The following is a 19,726-nucleotide window of genomic DNA, read 5'->3' on the forward strand; positions in this document are numbered from 1 at the left end:
CAGTGTTGTTTCCCTGTTACAGGAGGCAGCTAACGTGGAATGGTCGACCTCAATGCCGGGGGTAATTTTACCATCTATAGAATTTTGTTCTAAATTGCCGAAATATTGACGTGCCCGTCAATTTTTTACGTAAAACATCCGTTAGCCGAGTTTCCAATCACGCCCGAACACAAAGTTGCCATTTATCGGCATCGCCTGCACAGTCCCGCCATTGCAATTGCCTGAGTGGGGGAGACACATTGGCATCTCGTATGACATCGGCCGGCGTTCTGTCGCTTGCCCTATTTTCGACGCTGGCGCAGCCGTCCTTCGCCGGCGGCCTTGATCGCGGCGGCTACAATATCGATCTGCTCTTCGATCAGTCGCGTTTTTCCGCGCAGTCGGCTGTGATTTATGTCATGCCGCAGCGTGAATTGGAGAATGTAAAGGACAACACTGCTCGCCGCGGAAATCTGAGTGGTCGGCCGAATTCGGCAGATGAGACCGAAAACTATGCCGTGCCCTATGTAGGCTTCAAGGCCGGTTATGAGGCGGTTGACTGCCTGTTCGACTACTCCGAACCATTCGGTGTTCACACCAATCCGGGCGTGAACTGGGCTGGCGCAAACAGCAACGTTGAGACGAAGGTCAATACTGAGAACTACGCGGCCACATGTTCATACAAGTTTGATGTGGGTCCCGGTCAACTTCGGCTCATCGGGGGCGGTTTTTATCAGCGGCTCGATGGTTTTCAGGAAAAACTCGTAGCTGTTCTCCCGCCGAGGTTCGGCACCGGCATCGGTCGCCTTGACATAGCAGACGAGTCCGGAGGATGGCGTGCTGGCGTCGCTTATGAGATTCCGGAATATGGCGTGCGCGCAAGCCTGGTGTACAACAGCAGGGTGAAATACGACGACTTGACGGGCACGTTGAACCTTTCGCAGGTCGCAGGCGGTGCCATCATTCCAGTTGCCGGCTCTGCCGAGGCGCCTGACTCACTTGAGCTGAAACTTCAGTCCGGTATTGCACCCGATTGGTTGGCTTTTGGATCTGTGAAGTGGACGAACTGGAGCTTGCTGCAGTCGATCCCTTTCTGCCCGACGAACGGGCTTGCCTGTCCGGCTGGAGGGATAACGTCTCTCGATCTAGCCTATCGTGATGGATGGACAGTCGTGGGAGGCGTTGGCCATAAGTTCAATGACCAATGGACGGCTGCGCTTAGCCTTACATGGGATCGTGGTACGAGCGATGGCTACGGCTCACAGACGGACACATGGCTGGTTGGCGCAGGCGCAGCGTACAATCCGACTGAGAATGTCGAATGGCGCGTTGCTGGAAGCCTCGGCGTCATGACCAGCGGTGAGTCAGGAACGTTCACGAGGGATGGCGTCACCTACGGAAATGACGCCACTTACACCTTCGGCAATGATCTTGTGGCTGCCGTGTCGACCAGCATCAAGGTGAAATTCTAAGTTACAAAGATGAGCCTCAGAAAAGCCCGGCAAAATTGTCGGGCTTTTCTTTATGTGCGGATCGTTAAGCATGCCGTTTCCACGTCTCATTTTGTGACGATTCAGCAACAGTTTTTTACCAGCATTTGCGTAAGATGATCTCACGGTGAAATTGTCCATTTCCCGCCACAAACTAGGCGCAGCGCTATAGGCGGGCGAGGGAATGACAGGCGTAGGGTGCGCGTAAAAGAGTACGATGAGCGAGTTCGTAACGGGTACAGTCAGGATGGGTGAAGCCTACGGCGAAGATGCCGCTGCCGACGCCATTTTCCTTTTCCCGCAAGGCGATTTCGCCTCAGAACTTCGCTCTGACGTTGCGCTTCCGAACCTTTCTTTCTTCTCGTTTTCAAACCGCTCGGCATTATCGGAATCGGCTTCCGGTAACATCGACACAGGTTTGGTCACAATTGGTGATTACCTTTTCTTTGACGGCGGAAAGGCGCATTGCCGGGCCGCGGGAGTGAGGCAGATGGCATCGCGGGCGAGCCGCGCCGGACAGGGGGCGGAGAGTGTCGATGCGCTGGGAATTGAGGCTCTCGCGGGAGGGCGAATGGCTAGATGCGACGCGGGCAAGCGGGCCTTTGAGCCCACCGCGGGATCGCTCGCCGGGAGGAATGCATCCGCGGATCGAAAGTCCGCATGGGTGGGAAGCGAAAGAAACCGAGTAAAATGCTGACGTCCGAGTTCAGACCTTTCAGATTGATGCTCATGGGGCTTTCCGTTGCCTGTTGCGCGGCAATTACATCGCCTGCGAGCGCATTCGACATCAAGTCGGGCGTCTCGAAAGAGTCCGGTCCCTTCGATCTCTTCAAGTTTGGTTTCAAGGCCTATAAGAACGGTCAGAAAGAAGAAGCGGTTGAAGCCTATAAGTACGCCGCCGAGAAGGGCCATACAGGCTCACGCTGGGCGCTCGCCAACATGTATGCTGACGGCGATGGCGTCGCGCAGGATGACTTCGAAGCCTTCAAGATCTATAGCGAGATCGCGCAGCAAGGGGTGGAGCCCGGCTCTGAAGACACCGGCTTCTTCGTCAACGCGCTGCTGTCGCTTGCCAACTATTACAAGCGCGGTATTCCCGGCAGCCCTGTTAAGACCGATCTCAACCAGGCGCGTCAGCTTTATTTTCAGGCTGCCTCTACCTTTGGTGTCGCTGAGGCGCAGTTCCAGCTGGCGCAGATGATGCTGGCGGGCGAAGGTGGCAGCACCAGCACGCAGCAGGCAAAGAAGTGGCTCAACCAGGCCCGCAAGAGCGGTCATCCCGGCGCCATGGCCGTGTTCGGCAATATCCTCTTCCAGGAGGGGCAGGCAGCCAACGGGCTCGCACTGATGACCGCCGCGCTTGACCGCTGCAAGCCGAAGGACTGTGGCTGGATGGAGTCCCTGCAGGAGCAGGCCTTCTCCGTCGCGAGCGAAGGCGACCGCCGCTCGGCCGTGGCGCTTTCTCACAAGATTGCAGCTAGCGGCGCCGACTAAGCGCGTCCTTCCCGACAGCGGAGGCGTGTTTGGCGATAGCTGGAACGCGGGTGCGCGAAACGTTGAAGGTGATGCGCTTTAACTCAGGCCGCGAAATCGAAATAGGCCACGACGGGCACGTGGTCTGACGGCTTCTCCCAGGCACGAACGTGCTTTTCAATCGCTGATGATGTCATGCGGTCGGCGGCTTCCGGTGAAAGCAGCAGGTGGTCGATGCGGATGCCGTTGTTCTTCTGCCAGGCACCCGCTTGATAGTCCCAGAACGAGTAGAGTTGAATGGCATCCGTCGTTGCGCGCACGGCATCTGTCAATCCAAGGCCTTCAAGTCGACGGAAAGCCTGACGCGTCTGCGGCAGGAACAGCGCGTCATTCTCCCAGACCTTTGGATCGAAACAGTCATGCGGCTCCGGGATGACGTTGTAGTCGCCAGCAAGGATCAGGATTTCCTCGTAAGCCAGGCGCTCGGCTGCGAATGTGCGTAACCGTTCCATCCAGGCGAGCTTGTAGGTGTATTTCTCGGTTTCAACAGGATTGCCGTTCGGCAGGTAGAGGCAGCAGACACGCGCGACGCGATTGCCGGGAAGCGAAAACACGGCTTCCAGGAAGCGAGCCTGCTCGTCCAGCGGATCGCCCGGCAGCCCGCGGCTCACTTCATCAGGCTTGGTCTTGGAAAGGATCGCGACCCCATTGAAGCCTTTCTGTCCGTGCGTCTCGACATGATATCCCATTGCTTCGATTTCGAACCTGGGAAAACCCTCGTCGATCGTCTTGATCTCCTGCAGGCAGACGATATCGGGATTGGAGTCTTTCAGCCATTGCGTCAGGTTGTCGATGCGCGCCTTGACGCCGTTGATGTTCCAGGTCGCGATCTTCATGGGGGTGTCCTGTTCCGCTTCGTCGGTCTCTTGTATCGTGCTCCTTCGAGCGCGGACAAGACTATAAACCGACCGCAAGAGATTCTTCGGCCGGTTCGGTGTGGATACCCTGAGGGATCGATCAGATAGAGAAGCTGGTGCCGCAGCCGCAGCTTGCAACCGCGTTAGGGTTCTTGATCTGGAAGGACTGTCCGAGCAGGCTATCGACGAAATCGATTTCGGATCCCGCCATATAGACCAAGGAGAGGCTGTCGATCAGCACCTTGGCGTCATTCTTCTCGACGACGGTGTCGTCGTCCTGCGCATTATCGGCAAGGTCGAACTTGTAGGAAAAGCCCGAACAGCCGCCGCCTTCCACGGAAACGCGCAGCGCGCTCTTCCCGGGTTCCGTGCCGACGATTGCCGCGATTCGTTTTGCCGCGGCATCGGAAAGGGTTACACTTGCGTCCGTCATGTTTGCTCCTGCCGGGTTCAAGATCCGGAGAGAATACCTGTTAGCCGCTGGTTTCAAGCGGCTGATTTCAAAGCTACTTACGCTCTATACCACGAAAGCGCAGGTTCGGGCAAAATGACTGCGAAAGCATCGCTTTGCCGTTTATGCTCTCTATAGGTATGAACAGCGCAAGGCGGCGTCAATGGGCGGCTGCATATCAGGTAACGGTGACGAATGACGATCGACAGGCATGCTTTGGGATACGGCAACAGTGACAGGGCGGCGTATGCGGCAGATCCCTGGTCGACACGCGGCAGGCTCTATCCCGAGGACCTCAGCCCCACCCGTTCGGATTTTCAGCGCGACCGCGACCGCATTGTTCACACGACGGCATTTCGCCGATTGAAGCACAAAACGCAGGTCTTCATCGCGCAGGATGGCGATCACTATCGCACCCGGTTGACACACACGATCGAGGTTGCGCAGGTGGCCCGCGCTCTCGCCAGGGCACTGAAGCTTGACGAGGACCTCGCCGAAGGTGTGGCGCTTGTCCATGACTTTGGCCACACGCCCTTCGGCCACACGGGCGAGGATGCGCTGCATGAGGTTCTGTTACCCTACGGCGGCTTCGATCACAACGCCCAGTCGCTGCGCATCGTCACCAAGTTGGAGCGCCGCTACGCCGATTTTGATGGCATCAATCTGACATGGGAAAGTCTGGAAGGGCTCGTCAAGCACAACGGCCCGCTCCTGACCAAGGACGGTGCCGGCACGCGCGGGCCGGTTCCGCAGCCGATCCTGGACTATTGCGAGATCCACGACCTGGAACTGGATACCTATGCAAGCCTGGAAGCGCAGGTTGCCGCGATCGCTGATGATATCGCCTATAACACGCATGACATCGATGACGGGCTTCGCTCCGGCTATCTGACCTTCGACATGCTGGAGGAGATCCCGTTTCTGGCAGGTCTGATGGCCGAGGTACGGGAACGCTATCCAAACCTCGAGGCCAGCCGTTTTACCCACGAGATCATGCGCCGCCAGATCACCCGGATGGTCGAGGACGTCATTTCCGTCGCCCAACGGGGACTTGCAGATATCAAGCCGAACAGCGCAACCGATATTCGCCAGGCCAATCGCGTGATTGCGACATTTTCCGACGAGATGTTTGAAACCGACCGGCAGATCAAGGCAATGCTTTTCAAGCGCATCTACCGGCATCCCGAGATCATGCGCATCCGCGCCGGCGCTGCGCAGATCGTGACCGATCTCTTCGGCGCCTATATGGCCAATCCGAAGGAGATGCAAAGCCACTATTGGGTGGATCATATCGCCGGTCTTGCCGAAGCGGCGAGGGCGCGCCATGTCGGCGACTATCTTGCGGGGATGACCGATACCTACGCGATCAGTGCCCACGGGCGATTGTTTGACCGCACTCCGGATTTGCGATAGGCAGCGGTCGCCCGGCCAAGTCCGGACAAATGCCTTGTGGCAAAGCCTATGCATGGAAGAGTGCGATGAACCTTTTTACCGATTTTGAAGCCAGGATTAAAACCGCCCTTGAGCAGATTGATCTGGTCAGGGAAAAGCGATCCGAGCTGGATTTCGGCCGCATCGCAATCGAGCCGCCACGCGACCCGAGCCACGGTGATGTTGCGACCAACGCAGCGATGGTGCTGGCAAAGCCGCTCGGCACCAATCCGCGCGCTCTGGCGGAGATCATCGCTGAGAAGTTGAAGGAAGACGCCGACGTTGCGGACGTCTCGGTGGCTGGCCCCGGCTTTATCAATATCAAGCTCTCCGTCGGCTACTGGCAGCGTCTGCTTGCCTCGATGATCGAGGCCGGCACAGACTACGGCCGCTCGGCAATTGGTGCCGGCAAGCGCGTCAACGTCGAATATGTGTCGGCGAATCCGACCGGGCCCATGCATGTCGGCCACTGCCGCGGCGCCGTCGTCGGCGACGCGCTGGCCAACCTGCTTTCCTTCGCCGGCTTCGAGGTCGTCAAGGAGTACTACATCAACGATGCCGGCTCGCAGATCGATGTGCTGGCGCGCTCTGTTTTCTTGCGTTACCGCGAAGCTCTCGGCGAGAAGATCGGAGAGATTCCGCCCGGACTTTATCCGGGCGATTACCTCGTGCCCGTCGGCGAGTCACTGGCCCGTGACTACGGCGTCAGGCTGCACAATATGACCGAAGATCAATGGATGCCGATCGTCAAAGATCGTACGATCGACTCAATGATGACGATGATCCGTGAGGATCTGGACGCGTTGAACGTGCATCACGACGTCTTCTTCTCGGAGCGTACACTGCATGCGCACGGCGCTGCCGCTATCCGCACGGCAATCAACGATCTGACATTCAAGGGGCACGTCTACAAGGGCACGCTGCCGCCGCCAAAGGGTCAGTTGCCGGAGGACTGGGAAGACCGCGAGCAGACGCTGTTCCGCTCCACGGAAGTCGGCGACGATATGGACCGGCCGCTGATCAAGTCGGACGGCTCCTATACCTATTTTGCTGCCGACGTTGCCTACTTCAAGAACAAGTTTGACCGTGATTTCAACGAGATGATCTATGTTCTCGGTGCAGACCACGGCGGCTACGTCAAGCGCCTGGAGGCTGTTGCTCGGGGTGTTTCCGAGGGTAAAGCGAAGCTGACCGTCCTTCTTTGCCAGCTTGTCAAGCTGTTCCGCAATGGCGAGCCGGTGAAGATGTCGAAGCGCTCTGGCGACTTCGTGACGCTACGCGAAGTCGTAGAGGAGGTTGGCCGCGATTCGGTCCGTTTCATGATGTTGTATCGCAAGAGTTCGGAACCGCTGGACTTCGATTTCGCCAAAGTGACGGAGCAATCGAAGGACAATCCGGTGTTCTACGTGCAGTATGCGCACGCACGCTGCATGTCTGTTTTCCGGCAGGCGAAGGAAGTGTTTCCGGACCTTGACGTGACGCCTGCCGAGCTTGCGAAAGCGGCGGCGGGGATCTCGGATCCGACGGAATTGCAGCTGGTTGCGAAGGCCGCCGAGTTTCCACGCTTGGTCGAATCCGCGGCGCAGTCACAGGAGCCCCATCGCGTCGTTTTTTACCTCTATGATCTGGCAAGTTCTTTCCATGCGCACTGGAATAAAGGTAAAGACCAAGTAGACTTACGATTTATTAACGATAAGAACCGAGAATCGAGTATAGCCAGATTAGGGCTGGTGTACGCCGTTGCGTCGGTTTTGAAGTCGGGACTTGCCATTGCGGGTACCGCTGCGCCGGATGAGATGCGGTAGCGTCACCATTTACCCACAATGCTCTGGCATAAACCTTAGCAGTTGCGAGTGGGATGAGTATGGCAGACAAACAGCGGGCGTATGACACGCGTAAGAATACGGACCTCTTTGCTGACGACGACCCTTTGGCGGAACTTGCTCGCATCGTTGGCTTTGAGCCGCGGGTAGCAGCGAATACCGTCGAAGACGCCCCCCGACAGGAACCGGCGTTCAATCTCGAAGATGAATTGTTGCGCGAATTCGAGCGTTACGACGAACCTCAGTCCGCTGCGTCTTTCGATCGTCTGCCTGAGCCCGTCTTGGAGCAGCCGGCGGCCTATGAGGCTCCCATCGAAGCCGATACTTTGCCGGCTGCCGAGGTCGAGCCCGAATTTGTCCCCGAATTTGTCGTTGAGCCTGAGGTTGCCAGCGAAACGGTGGCTCGTCAGCCACTGGAAGTGGCTTCCAACCTGACCCCTGTCGCTTGGGCGTCGAATGCCGTTCGAGCGGGCGAACCAGTCGCCGGTGGTGCACGGGATCTGATCGAAGAACTCGAAATGTCGATCGGCGCGACGCCTGCTCCGGTTGCGCCTGCCAAGGCGCCACAGTGGTCTGCGGCCAGTATCCGGCTGCCAATCGCCAACTTCCATCCGGCGCGCCGCGATGAGGCCTCATCTGCGCCGATCGTCCCCATCGCTGCTCCCGCACCTGAGCCGGCCGTTGTTGCGTCGGAGAGTGTTGCTGCTTTCGACGTGCCTGTTGCCGCGGGTTTCCCTGCTGAAATCGATCGCCATGAAGAACCCGAGACGGTTCCCGACGCGTCTGAGATGCGCCAAGAAGCGCCGGTCGTTGAAGCTCTCATCGATCACAGCGCCTTCGACCTGGCTGCTGCCGCGAAGGATGATGGCGCTGTTCAGGCGGATGCCGCCCTGACAGAGGCCGCGCCGACGGAGGTCGACGATATTGCCTTCGATATCGATGAACTCCTCGCCGACGTGTCGCATTACCCCGTTCCCGAGCGCCAGATCATGGCCGCGGCTGATGTCGCACAGATGCCGCGCTCGCCGGAGCCGGTTCGCGTTGCCGCGCCTGTTGTGGCTCCGTTGCCGAAGCCGGTCGAGCCGCCTGTGTCCGCTCGCACGGCCAAAGCCGAACCGGAAGGTGACGATCCTTTCGCCGGTCATGACTTTGAGCTTGATCTTGAAGGTATCGAGCTGGAACTCGCCGATTTTGACTTTGCTGAGCCGGTAAAGGCGGAGCCGCAGGCTGTCGAGTCGCAGCGAGTTCAGGCGCAGCATGTCGAGGCAGTTAGACCGCAGCCAGTCGCCCCAGTGCCCGCTTTCCAGCCCCCGCCGGCCCCAGCTCCGGTCGTTGTGGCGGCCCCGATCAGTCGGATTCCGGAAGAGGTACCGCCCGTCGCCAAGGCGCCTGCTACGCCTGCATTCTCGGCTGATGCCGGAGACGAGCTTCCGTTCGATCCGTCGATGATCTCGGATGCGGAATATCATCCGGAAGCTGTTGAAGAAATGCACGTGCCGGTGCTGCCGCCCGTCGAGCAGCCGGGACCGGTCGTAGCGACCTCCGACTTCGATTTCGATGTCGACGCTGAAATCGCCAACCTTCTCGCACCCGCCAAGCCAGCAGAAACGCCTGCTAAGCCGGCCGTCGAGGAATGGCGGACCCGTGCGCCAATCTCTATCGCGCCGACCGCTGCGCCAGTTGCCAAGCAAGTTCCGTTGCAAAGCCTGGACGAATTCGAGCGCGCCTTGGAAGAGGATTTCCGCCGGAGCGTCAACGAGCCGGTCCAGCGCCGCGAGAACGTTTCCCAGGTGCAGATCCAGTCCGCAAGTGAAGCCGAGGATATGAGCCGCGCTCGCTCGATGAAGCGTATGCTGGCTGCGGCTGCCGCGATCGTCGTGTTTGGCGGCGTCGCCTATGCAGGCTATACGTTCCTGGCCCGTGATGGAGGCCTCGGTATCGCTTCCGGCGAGCCGCGCGTGATCACAGCGGACAAGGACCCGGTTAAGGTCGTGCCCGAAAATCCGGGCGGCAAGACCGTGCCGAACCAGGACAAGGCTGTCTACGACAGCGTCGGCGGTGCTGCCGCCGAAGCGCCGAAGCAGAAGGCGCTGGTATCCAGCGACGAGCAGCCGGTGGACGTCGTACAGCGCACGTTGACACCAGAAACGCTGCCTGAGGACAATGACAGCGATATCGCGCCACCAATGGCGACACCGGTCGGCGACACCCAGGATCCGCGTCTGCTACCCAGCCAGGATACGGCCGCTGCCGACGAAGGCGACAATGCCAACCAGGCTCCGTCAGTTTCGGCCCGCAAGGTCCGCACCATGATTGTCCGACCGGACGGCACTCTGGTTGCCCGTGACGAACCAGCCCCTGAAGCAGCTTCGACGCTGCCAAAGGCAACGACCGTTCAGACGCAGAAGATCACCGCTGGCTCGAAGCCGGCTGGCGGCACGGCTGCGAATTTCCCGGCATCGAGGCAGGTCGCCACCGCCGACATCCGTTCGACGCCGGTTGAAGAGACCAAGCCGACCGCAGCGCAGGCTCCTTCGGAAAATGCGTTGGCCAAGGCGGCTGCCGCCACTTCGGCCAACGTCGATCCGCCAGTTCGCGCTGTGAAGAGCTCGACGGTGAGCGATACCGCGCCGGCTCCGGCAACACGCCCGGCAGCTACCGATGCGGCGAAGGCACCTGAGGCGCCAACTGCACCGGCAGCACAAAAGCCGAAGGACGTTGCCGCTGTTTCGCCGGCCGCGACGCAGACCCAGCCGACTGCGGCGGCCGGCGGCTACGGCGTCCAGATCGCATCGCTTCCTTCCGAGGAAGAGGCGAAGAAGTCCTACGCGAGCCTTTCGAAGAAGTTTGCAAGCGTGCTTAGCGGCCGCAGCTACGAGATCCGCAAGGCCGAGATTGCAGGCAAGGGCACGTTCTACCGCGTTCGCATCCCTGCGGGCTCCAAGGACGAAGCCGCGACCATCTGCGAAAAGTACCGTGCAGCAGGCGGCAGCTGCCTTATCTCGAAGTAGGTTTTCGGCAAGCGTTCAATCAAAGCGGCGGGCCTCTGGTCTGCCGCTTTTTTTGTGAATGCCGGTTGACGAAGCTCGTATTTCCGCAGGGCACCTCTATGATTCGGGTATGACCGAATCAAAAGCAATGATCCTAGGCTGTAGCGGCCTTTCTCTCACTCCTGACGAAAAGGCGTTGTTCAGCGCTGAGCGTCCTTGGGGTTTCATCCTGTTCGGGCGCAATATTTCGGAGCGGCAGCAGATCAGTGATCTCGTCGCGGAAATGCGCGAAGCTGTCGGTTGGCACGCGCCGGTTCTCATCGACCAGGAAGGCGGACGCGTCCAGCGAATCCGACCGCCGATCTTCCAGCACTATCCCTCAGGGCAACAGCTTGGCGACATCTATCGGCAGGACAGAGAAAAAGGCCTCCGCGCCGCGTGGCTTATGTCACGGCTACACGCCTTCGACCTTTCTAGTCTTGGCATCAACGTGGACTGCCTTCCGCTGTTGGACGTTCCCGTGGAGGGCAGCAGCAACGTGATCGGCAACCGCGCCTACGGCGGTGATCCGACGACGGTGGTGGCCATGGGCCGGGCCGCTGCCGAGGGTTTGAAAGCGGGCGGTCTTCTCCCTGTGATGAAGCACATGCCGGGCCACGGTCGCGGCTTTGCCGATTCCCATCACGAACTGCCGGTTGTCACGGTTTCGCGCGCGGAACTCGAGGCGCACGATTTCCCGCCCTTCATTGCCATGAAGGACGAATTGATGGCGATGACGTGCCATGTCGTCTTTGCGGCCATCGACTCCGAGCATCCGGCAACTACTTCACGTAAGGTCATCGACGGCATCATCCGCCAACAGATCGGCTTCAATGGGCTGTTGCTTTCCGATGATACGTCGATGAACGCGCTGGCCGGCACGATCGGTGAGCGCGCGGGCAATATCATCGCCGGCGGATGTGATATCGTGCTGCATTGCAATGGCCACATGGGCGAGATGCTGCAGGTTGTCGAAAACGTACCGGTCTTGCAGGACCAGTCGCTGTCGCGAGCAGAAGCGGTGCTGAAGGGCTTCCCAACGGCAGACGAGGGCGACGAGGTTTCGATCCGCGCCGAATTCGATGAAATGTTTGCAGCCGTCTGATTGCGGAAGGAGCAGGGCAGGGTGACCACGACCAAGGGCACGGACTGGCAACAGGCGGCAACGACGCCGATGGACAAGCTGTGGCAGGAAAGCGGTGCGGAACGCGCGAGCTCAGATCCCGCGCTGCTGATCGACGTTGCCGGCTTCGAAGGCCCGCTCGACCTCTTGCTCTACCTTGCCCGCAATCAGAAGGTCGATCTGTCCCGCATCTCGGTTCTTGCGCTGGCAGAGCAATATCTGCAGTTCATCGAAAGCGCACGGCGGATCCGGATAGAGCTGGCGGCCGACTATCTGGTCATGGCCGCTTGGCTTGCCTATCTGAAATCGCGCCTGCTGATCCCGCAGCAGGCCAAGGACGACGGGCCGTCCGGCGAGGAGATGGCGGCAACGCTCGCCTTCCGCCTGAAGCGCCTGGAGGCGATGCGCGAGGCCGCGAGCGGTCTCGTCAACCGCAATCGTCTGGGGCGGGATATCTTCGCTCGCGGCGCGCCGGAGCATATCCCTGACAGACATCAGTCGGCATATGATGCGAGCCTCTACGATCTGCTGACGGCCTATGCGTCGCTCAGGCAGCGTCAGGCTGTGACGCAGGTGACTATCGCTCGACGTAATGTATGGTCTCTGACGGACGCCCGCGAACTTCTGACCCGCATCATTGGTGAGATCGGCGACTGGACTGCGCTCGAATCCTATCTCTTACCTTACATGGCGTCGCCGCAAGACCGGGTCACGGCGATTGCCAGTGCGTTCGCGGCTTCGCTCGAGCTGGTCCGCGAAGGTAAGCTCGAGATTCGTCAGGATGGTGCCTTCCAGTCCCTCTACATGCGGCGAGGCCCTAAACATGCGACGCTGCAGGTCGTCGAACAGGAGCGACCGGCGTGACCGATCTTGAAGACGAGCAGATCGATAGCGTAATGGTGGAAGAGACGGACGACGACATCCGGGCGGAGGCTGAAGCAGAGCGTATTGCCGAAGCACTGGTCTTCGCGTCCGCACAACCCGTCTCCGAAGGCTTCATTGCCGAGCGCTTGCCTCGCGCGTTCAACGTTCGCGCGATCATGCTGCGCCTGAAGGAGCAATATGCCCATCGCGGTGTTAACCTCGTGCAGGTGGATGACGCGTGGGCGTTCCGCACGGCCGCCGACCTCTCATTCGTCATTCGGCGCGACGAGAACGAAACGAAGAAGCTGTCGCGGGCAGCCTTGGAAGTGTTGGCGATCATTGCCTATCACCAGCCGGTGACGCGGGCCGAAATCGAGGATATCAGAGGCGTCCAGACCTCCCGCGGCACACTCGACGTGCTGATGGAGGCAGGCTGGGTTCGGTTTCGCGGTCGCAGGCGTACGCCTGGTCGGCCCGTCACGCTCGGCACCACCCGCGATTTCCTCGATCATTTCGGCCTGGAAGAACTGCGCGATCTGCCTGGCCTTGAAGAATTGAAAGGCGCAGGGCTACTCTCCGGTCGCATCCCGGCCAATTTCAATATGCCGTCGCCTGTCATGAACGACGAGTTGACCGAGGACGAAGATCCGATCACGCAACTCGATCTTGAGGAACTCGGCCTGCTGGCGCCCGGCGGCGGGTCCGAAGACTAATCGGATTTGTCTTGGTTCCGCCACGCATCGCGAAAACAATGTCGATCACAGTTTTTCGAATGTGTATTCTCTTGTCACAGAGGGCGATCCCGTGACATTAAGCGACAATCCACGGGGAACTTTGATGTTGGAATTGGTGTAGGAAGCTCTTACATCTGGAAACATCGCAACAGGGAGTTAGCGTAATGGGTTCTTTTAGCATGTGGCACTGGCTGATCGTTCTGGTCATCGTGCTGTTGTTGTTCGGTCGCGGCAAGATTCCGGAACTGATGGGCGACGTTGCCAAGGGCATCAAGAGCTTCAAGAAGGGCATGAACGACGAAGACAGCACGCCCGAGTCCACGACTGCCAAGACCGTCGATCACAAGGCCGACGAAACCAAGTAATCACCTCCGGGCAAACGTAGCCCCCACGTTTCCCGCTCAGGAGCCTTGAATGTTCGATATTGGCTGGACCGAGCTGCTTGTCATCGCGGTCGTTTTGATCGTGGTGGTTGGTCCGAAGGACTTGCCGCCGATGTTGCGTGCATTCGGCAAGATGACTCAGCGTGCCCGCAAGGTTGCAGGCGAGTTTCGTGCCCAGTTCGACGAGGCCCTGCGTGAGGCCGATCTGGACGAAGTACGCCAGACACTGACGGACGCGCAGAAGCTGAACCCCGTCAACAGTTTGCGCGAAGCCATGAACCCGCTTCGGCAGATGGGCAACGAAATCAAGGCCGACCTGCAGAAGGCGACGACGGTCGAGAACAAGACCGAGGTTCCGGCCGCTGTTGTATCGGTGCCTGAGCCATCAATGAGCCTGCCAGAAACGCCGCCGGTCGTAGCGCCGGCGCCTATTGCTGCAGCAGACGTGGAAAATACGGTGGTTCAGGAGAAGCCTAAGGCAGCCCGTAAACCGCGCGCCAAGGCGGAGCCTGCACCTGCCGCAGTTGCCGCTCCCGTCGAGAAGCCCAAGCGGGCTTCGACGAGGACGGCCGCCGCCAAGAAGCCCGCGGCGGTTGCCGCCACAGCCGCTCCGAAGAAGACGGCAGCAAAGAAGAAGAAGAAGGACGATGCATGAGCGGTGAGATCGAAGACAAGCCGCAGCCACTGATCGAGCATCTGATGGAGCTGCGCACGCGACTGATCTGGTCGATCGGTGCGTTTTTCGTTGCGTTCATCTCCTGCTTCATATTCGCCAAACATCTCTTCAACGTGCTGGTCTATCCGTACAAGTGGGCCGTTACCTGGGCGAAGCTCGACGTTTCAAAGGCACAGCTCATCTACACGGCGCCGCAGGAGTTCTTCTTCACGCAGGTGAAAGTCGCCATGTTCGGCGGCCTGGTCATCGCCTTTCCGATCATTGCAGCGCAGATCTACAAGTTTGTCGCGCCTGGCCTCTACAAGAACGAGCGCGCGGCCTTCCTGCCGTTTCTGATCGCGTCGCCGATCCTGTTTCTGATGGGCGCTTCGCTCGTCTATTTCTTCTTTACGCCGATGGTCATGTGGTTCTTCCTGACCATGCAGCAAGCGCCAGGCGAGGGCGACGTCGCAATTTCGCTGCTTCCGAAGGTCTCCGAGTATCTCAGCCTCATCATGACGCTGGTGTTTTCGTTCGGCTTGGTCTTTCAGCTTCCGGTGATAACCACGCTGCTGGCCCGTGTCGGATTGCTGTCGTCGGATTGGCTGGCTGAGAAGCGCAAGTTCGCGATCGTGCTCGCCTTTATCGTCGCAGCGGTGCTGACGCCGCCCGATCCGATGTCCCAGATCGGCCTTGCACTGCCGACCATCCTTCTCTACGAGATTTCCATCTACGCGGCGCGACTCGTGGAGCGCCAGCGTGCCCGCGAGGCGGTCGGAGAGGCTGAAGGAACCACGGATGTTGCCAAGTCGGACAACGTCTGACCGATCTTCCTCAATGAACGCTTCCAAGCATCCGGTCGAGGCCTAGCCGGGCGTTGGCCGGGTTATCTTTTTTACAACGACCTGGAACGACGATGCTCGATATCAAATGGATCCGTGAGAATCCCGAAGCGCTCGATGCGGCACTTGCCAAGCGTGGTGTCGAGCCTTTGTCCGAAAGCTTGATTGCGATCGATGAAAAGCGCCGCTCGGCCATTCAGAAGGTCCAGGACATGTTGTCCCGTCGCAATGCCGCCTCCAAGGAAATCGGCGCGGCGATGGCGCAGAAGAACAGCGAGCTTGCCGACAAGCTGAAGGCCGAGGTGGCTGACCTGAAGGTGCTGCTTCCGGCCGCCGAAGAGGATGAACGTCAGGCGACGGACGAGCTGAACGACGCGCTGTCGCGCATTCCGAACATCCCGCACGACGATGTGCCGGTCGGCAAAGACGAGCACGACAATGTCGTTGCCCGCGTCGTCGGCGAAAAGCCGCGCTGGAATCACACGCCGAAGGAACATTTCGAGATCGGTGAAGCGCTTGGCTACATGGATTTCGAGCGGGCTGCCAAGCTCTCGGGGTCGCGCTTTACGGTGCTGACCGGTCCGCTCGCGCGGCTGGAGCGCGCGCTCGGTCAGTTCATGATCGACCTGCATACGAGCGAGCATGGCTACACCGAAGTCAGCTCGCCGCTGATGGTGCGCGCAGAAGCGCTCTATGGCACCGGCAATCTGCCGAAGTTCGAGGAAGATCTCTTCAAGACGACCGACAGTCGGTATCTCATTCCGACCGCGGAAGTGACGCTGACCAACCTAGTACGCGAAGAAATCCTCGACCAGGAGAAGCTGCCGCTTCGTTTCACCGCGCTGACGCCATCCTTCCGCTCGGAAGCGGGCTCGGCCGGCCGCGACACGCGTGGCATGCTTCGCCAGCATCAGTTCTGGAAGTGCGAACTCGTCTCGATCACCGATGCGGAGAGTTCGCTTGCCGAGCACGAGCGCATGACGGCCTGCGCGGAAGAGGTGTTGAAGCGCCTCGGCCTGCATTTCCGCACGCTGACGCTCTGCACCGGCGATATGGGCTTCGGTTCGCGCAAGACCTACGACCTCGAGGTCTGGTTGCCGGGCCAGAACACCTACCGTGAAATCTCGTCCTGTTCCGTCTGCGGCGATTTCCAGGCGCGGCGCATGAACGCGCGCTATCGCGGCAAGGAGGACAAGGCAACGAAGTTCGTTCACACGTTGAACGGCTCGGGCACCGCCGTCGGTCGCTGCCTGATCGCTGTTCTCGAGAACTACCTGAACGAGGACGGGTCGGTGACTGTTCCCGACGTTCTGCTGCCATATATGGGCGGTTTGAAGAAGATAGAACGGGCGGCCTGAGCCGATGCGCATTCTGCTCACCAACGACGACGGCATTCACGCTGAAGGCCTCGCAGCGCTGGAGCGGATTGCGCGCACGCTGTCCGACGATGTCTGGATTGTCGCGCCGGAGACGGACCAGAGCGGCCTTGCGCATTCGTTGAGCCTTTCTGAGCCGCTGCGACTGCGCAAGATCTCCGACAAGCATTTCGCGCTACGCGGAACCCCGACCGATTGCGTCATCATGGGCATCAAGCAGGTCATGGACATCAAGCCGGACCTCGTGCTCTCGGGCGTCAATTCGGGCTCGAATGTCGCCGACGATGTCACCTATTCAGGCACCATCGCTGGTGCCATCGAAGGCACCATGCAAGGCGTCCGCTCTTTTGCATTGAGCCAGGCCTATCTCCACCAAGATGGGTCAAGGATCGTTCCATGGGAGGTCTGCGAGGCACACGCGCCGGCTCTTCTCGAGAAACTGATGGCGCTCGAATTGCCCGAGGGCACGTTCCTGAACCTCAACTTTCCGAATTGCCGCCCCGAAGAAGTCGAGGGCGTGGAAGTCACGGCGCAAGGCAAGCTTGCCTTCAACCTGCAGGTCGATGCCCGGTCTGACGGACGTGGCTTTCCCTATTATTGGCTGAGGTTCGGAGAGCGTGCCGGCGCCTTCCTCGTGGGCACCGACATCCACGCTCTGAAGCATCGCAAGATTTCGGTAACGCCTTTGAAACTGGATCTGACTGATTATTCCGTACGGGACCGCGTGGCGCGGGCGCTTTCGGGTACGGAGTAGATTGTTTTGACGGCACGGCTGGTCGAGAAGGAAGGGTTTGCGGCGCTCGTTTTGAGGCTGCGGGCCGAAGGCGTTTCCGATCTGGATCTGCTGACTGCGGTCGAGCAGACGCCGCGCTCTTTGTTCGTGCCGCCGCAGTTCGCGGAGCAGGCCTATTCGAGCCGCACGATCCCGATCGAATGCGGCTCATTTCTGGAGGGCGTCGATCTCGCGGTCAGGATCCTTCACCACCTGAAGATCAAGCCGGGGCAACGTGTGCTTGAGGTCGGCACGGGCAGCGGCTTCATGTCTGCCGTCATGGCCCGCATGGCCGAACGCGTGCTGACGATCGACCGCTACAAGACATTGACGACGAATGCGCAGCGTCGCATCGACTCACTCGGACTCAGAAACGTCATCATCCGCCAGGCCGACGGCAGCGCCGGCTTGCAGGGAGAGGGAACTTTCGATCGCATCGTGGTCACCGCGGCGTTCAATTCGATGCCGCGGTTCTACACCGACCAGCTTGTTTCCGGCGGCTCAATGATTGCACCTCTCATGATCTCCGAGAATGAATGTCGCCTTGTGCGGCTCACGAAAACGGGGAGCCGCTTCGAGCGCGAAGAGCTGTTCGATACACCCTATCTTCCGATCGTCCCGCGCCTTGCGTCTCAACTCTGACGCGAGCCTGTCGCGCGAGTGCTATGGTTAGCAATCTCTCAAAAAAATCGCGCGGATTCCTGTGCCTTAACCGCATGGTAATACTAACGCGCTTTAATAAACCCACAAATGGTTGCGTTCATCAGTGGGTCGAGTCATGCGTTTCAGTCTTTCGCCAAGAGTGGGCAAGTCTGCCGGTAATGTCCTGATAGCGGCTTTGCTGGCGAGTGCCGCAACGGGTTGCAGTTCCGATGTAACACGTTTCGGTGGTCTTTTCTCGTCATCGGGTCAGGACCAGATGACGACCAACTCCATCCCACGCAGAAATATGCAGGCCGATCCCGTGCCGCAGGCGGATTTGGCGCAGGGCGGCTATTCGGCAAGCAGCCAGGCGATGAGCCAACCCTATCCGGCGCAGCCCGCTTATGGCGCCTCCAGCGCCCGCATGGCCTCGGCACCGGTCTCCGTTCAGCGCTCCGATCTCGCTGCTCCCTCCGCGGTGGCGCCGGCAGCTCCGTCCCGCGAAAAGCAGGTAGCGCTCGCGCAGCCATTCCCCGCGGCCGCGGCTCCGAAGAAATCGGCCCCGGTTCTCGTTCCGCCAAAGACGGCAACCGACTCGATCGTCACCGGCACAACCCCGAAGGTGTCCGGCTGGTCGGCAACCAATGCGCCTTCCGTTACGCTTCGTCCGGGCGAAACCATCGCGACGCTCGCCAATCGCTACGGTGTCCCGGAGAAGGAAATTCTTCGGGTCAACGGCTTCAAGACTGCCGCTGCCGCGAAGCCTGGTCAGATCATCCTGATCCCGACCTTCAACGGAGGCAATGCCGCCAAGGCATCCGCCCAGACGGCCGACCTCTCCAAGGGCGGGCATCTGCCTCAGCCTGGCAAGCAGCAAGAGCAGAACGTTGCCGTCGTTCCGGGTGCGAATTCCGCCCGCGACAAGTCGGTCGCAAATGCCGATCCGGCGGGCAAGCTTCCGGCTGGCGCGGGTAAGGGACCGAAGGGCGCCGGCGGTACCTATGTCGTCAAGCCGGGTGACTCGCTTGCCAAGATTGCCAAGGCAACGGGCACCAGCATCGACGATCTGAAGGCTGCCAACAACCTGTCGGCTGGTTCGATCCGCATCGGTCAGGAACTCAATCTCCCCGGCGCTTCGCGCGATGGTATGAAAACGGCCTCCATTCCGGCAAAGGCAGAACCGAAGCCGATCGCTGAGCCTGCTGCCGCAGCAACGACCGCCGCCGCGCAACCCGCAACCTATAAGGCACCCGTCGCGACCGAGACGGTGGATGAGGCTGCCAAGAAGGAAGTGGCCTCCGCGGCGCCCGAGGCAACCGGCATCGGCAAGTATCGCTGGCCGGTTCGTGGAGCTGTCATTGCGGCCTACGGCGCCAACGTCAACGGCAGCCGTAACGATGGCATCGACATTTCCGTGCCGCAGGGTACGCCGATCAAGGCGGCCGAAAACGGCGTGGTCATCTATGCCGGCAATGGCCTGAAGGAACTCGGCAATACGGTTCTCGTCCGCCACGACGACGGTACCGTTACCGTGTACGGCAACGCCGACACCCTGAGCGTCACCCGCGGCCAGAAGATCCAGCGCGGACAGACGGTTGCTGTCTCCGGCATGAGCGGCAACGTCAAGCAGCCGCAGGTCCACTTCGAAGTCCGCAAGGATGCGACTCCGGTCAACCCAATTACTTTCCTCGAATAGGTATTGCGTCCGAGGATGCTCAAAAGCCCGGCTTCAAAGCCGGGCT

General features: G+C 59.9%; 17 protein-coding genes. 15 read left to right on the forward strand and 2 right to left on the reverse strand.

The window, feature by feature from the left end:
- Positions 1 to 239 precede the first annotated feature (239 nt).
- Together FHT71_RS04620 and exoR are read left to right on the forward strand one after the other, a co-directional pair.
- Positions 240 to 1,451 carry an OmpP1/FadL family transporter gene (locus tag FHT71_RS04620; RefSeq protein ID WP_132590831.1) on the forward strand — a complete coding sequence of 404 codons (1,212 nt, stop codon included), beginning with the start codon at positions 240 to 242 and terminating at the stop codon, positions 1,449 to 1,451.
- A 708-nt stretch (positions 1,452 to 2,159) separates the two neighbouring features.
- The gene (exoR, locus tag FHT71_RS04625; protein WP_132590833.1) at positions 2,160 to 2,963 is read left to right on the forward strand and encodes an exopolysaccharide production regulator ExoR; all 804 of its coding nucleotides are present in this window, start codon (positions 2,160 to 2,162) and stop codon (positions 2,961 to 2,963) included.
- A gap of 83 nt (positions 2,964 to 3,046) precedes the next feature.
- On the opposite strand, the gene xth is transcribed toward exoR, so the two are convergent.
- Positions 3,047 to 3,838, reverse strand: coding sequence for an exodeoxyribonuclease III (xth, locus tag FHT71_RS04630; RefSeq protein ID WP_132590835.1), 792 nt, complete (start codon positions 3,836 to 3,838; stop codon positions 3,047 to 3,049).
- Positions 3,839 to 3,959: 121 nt separating this feature from the next.
- On the reverse strand, positions 3,960 to 4,292 hold the full coding sequence (gene erpA / locus FHT71_RS04635) for an iron-sulfur cluster insertion protein ErpA (protein ID WP_007788894.1): 333 nt from the start codon (positions 4,290 to 4,292) through the stop codon (positions 3,960 to 3,962).
- A gap of 213 nt (positions 4,293 to 4,505) precedes the next feature.
- Between erpA and FHT71_RS04640 the strand changes: the two genes are divergently transcribed.
- From FHT71_RS04640 to FHT71_RS04700, 13 genes are all read left to right on the forward strand, one after another.
- Positions 4,506 to 5,723 carry a deoxyguanosinetriphosphate triphosphohydrolase gene (locus FHT71_RS04640; RefSeq protein WP_183719089.1) on the forward strand — a complete coding sequence of 406 codons (1,218 nt, stop codon included), beginning with the start codon at positions 4,506 to 4,508 and terminating at the stop codon, positions 5,721 to 5,723.
- A 65-nt stretch (positions 5,724 to 5,788) separates the two neighbouring features.
- A complete protein-coding gene (argS, locus tag FHT71_RS04645; protein WP_007788898.1) occupies positions 5,789 to 7,546 on the forward strand; it encodes an arginine--tRNA ligase in 1,758 nt (585 codons plus the stop codon).
- Positions 7,547 to 7,605: 59 nt separating this feature from the next.
- The gene (locus tag FHT71_RS04650) at positions 7,606 to 10,575 is read left to right on the forward strand and encodes an SPOR domain-containing protein (protein WP_183719110.1); all 2,970 of its coding nucleotides are present in this window, start codon (positions 7,606 to 7,608) and stop codon (positions 10,573 to 10,575) included.
- 109 nt (positions 10,576 to 10,684) lie between these two features.
- On the forward strand, positions 10,685 to 11,698 hold the full coding sequence (gene nagZ / locus FHT71_RS04655) for a beta-N-acetylhexosaminidase (protein ID WP_183719112.1): 1,014 nt from the start codon (positions 10,685 to 10,687) through the stop codon (positions 11,696 to 11,698).
- A gap of 21 nt (positions 11,699 to 11,719) precedes the next feature.
- On the forward strand, positions 11,720 to 12,580 hold the full coding sequence (locus FHT71_RS04660) for a ScpA family protein (RefSeq protein ID WP_132590843.1): 861 nt from the start codon (positions 11,720 to 11,722) through the stop codon (positions 12,578 to 12,580).
- Positions 12,581 to 12,612: 32 nt separating this feature from the next.
- Positions 12,613 to 13,293, forward strand: a complete 681-nt coding sequence (scpB, locus tag FHT71_RS04665) for an SMC-Scp complex subunit ScpB (protein ID WP_132591002.1) — start codon at positions 12,613 to 12,615, stop codon at positions 13,291 to 13,293.
- 185 nt (positions 13,294 to 13,478) lie between these two features.
- Complete coding sequence (locus FHT71_RS04670; RefSeq protein WP_007788905.1) at positions 13,479 to 13,679, forward strand: twin-arginine translocase TatA/TatE family subunit; 201 nt, start codon at positions 13,479 to 13,481, stop codon at positions 13,677 to 13,679.
- 49 nt (positions 13,680 to 13,728) lie between these two features.
- Complete coding sequence (tatB, locus tag FHT71_RS04675) at positions 13,729 to 14,352, forward strand: Sec-independent protein translocase protein TatB (protein ID WP_132590845.1); 624 nt, start codon at positions 13,729 to 13,731, stop codon at positions 14,350 to 14,352.
- A complete protein-coding gene (gene tatC, locus FHT71_RS04680; protein WP_132590847.1) occupies positions 14,349 to 15,176 on the forward strand; it encodes a twin-arginine translocase subunit TatC in 828 nt (275 codons plus the stop codon). The genes tatB and tatC overlap by 4 nt, the downstream gene beginning before the upstream one ends.
- 92 nt (positions 15,177 to 15,268) lie before the next feature.
- A complete protein-coding gene (gene serS / locus FHT71_RS04685) occupies positions 15,269 to 16,552 on the forward strand; it encodes a serine--tRNA ligase (RefSeq protein WP_132590849.1) in 1,284 nt (427 codons plus the stop codon).
- A 4-nt stretch (positions 16,553 to 16,556) separates the two neighbouring features.
- Positions 16,557 to 17,324: a 5'/3'-nucleotidase SurE gene (surE, locus tag FHT71_RS04690; protein ID WP_132590851.1), complete on the forward strand. Its 768-nt coding sequence runs from the start codon at positions 16,557 to 16,559 to the stop codon at positions 17,322 to 17,324.
- Between the two features lie 6 nt (positions 17,325 to 17,330).
- Positions 17,331 to 17,984: a protein-L-isoaspartate(D-aspartate) O-methyltransferase gene (locus FHT71_RS04695; RefSeq protein ID WP_007788910.1), complete on the forward strand. Its 654-nt coding sequence runs from the start codon at positions 17,331 to 17,333 to the stop codon at positions 17,982 to 17,984.
- Positions 17,985 to 18,120: 136 nt separating this feature from the next.
- Positions 18,121 to 19,680: a peptidoglycan DD-metalloendopeptidase family protein gene (locus tag FHT71_RS04700; RefSeq protein ID WP_132590853.1), complete on the forward strand. Its 1,560-nt coding sequence runs from the start codon at positions 18,121 to 18,123 to the stop codon at positions 19,678 to 19,680.
- Positions 19,681 to 19,726 lie beyond the last annotated feature (46 nt).

Origin of the sequence: Rhizobium sp. BK060 (assembly GCF_014193145.1) — a bacterium.
GTDB lineage: Bacteria > Pseudomonadota > Alphaproteobacteria > Rhizobiales > Rhizobiaceae > Rhizobium.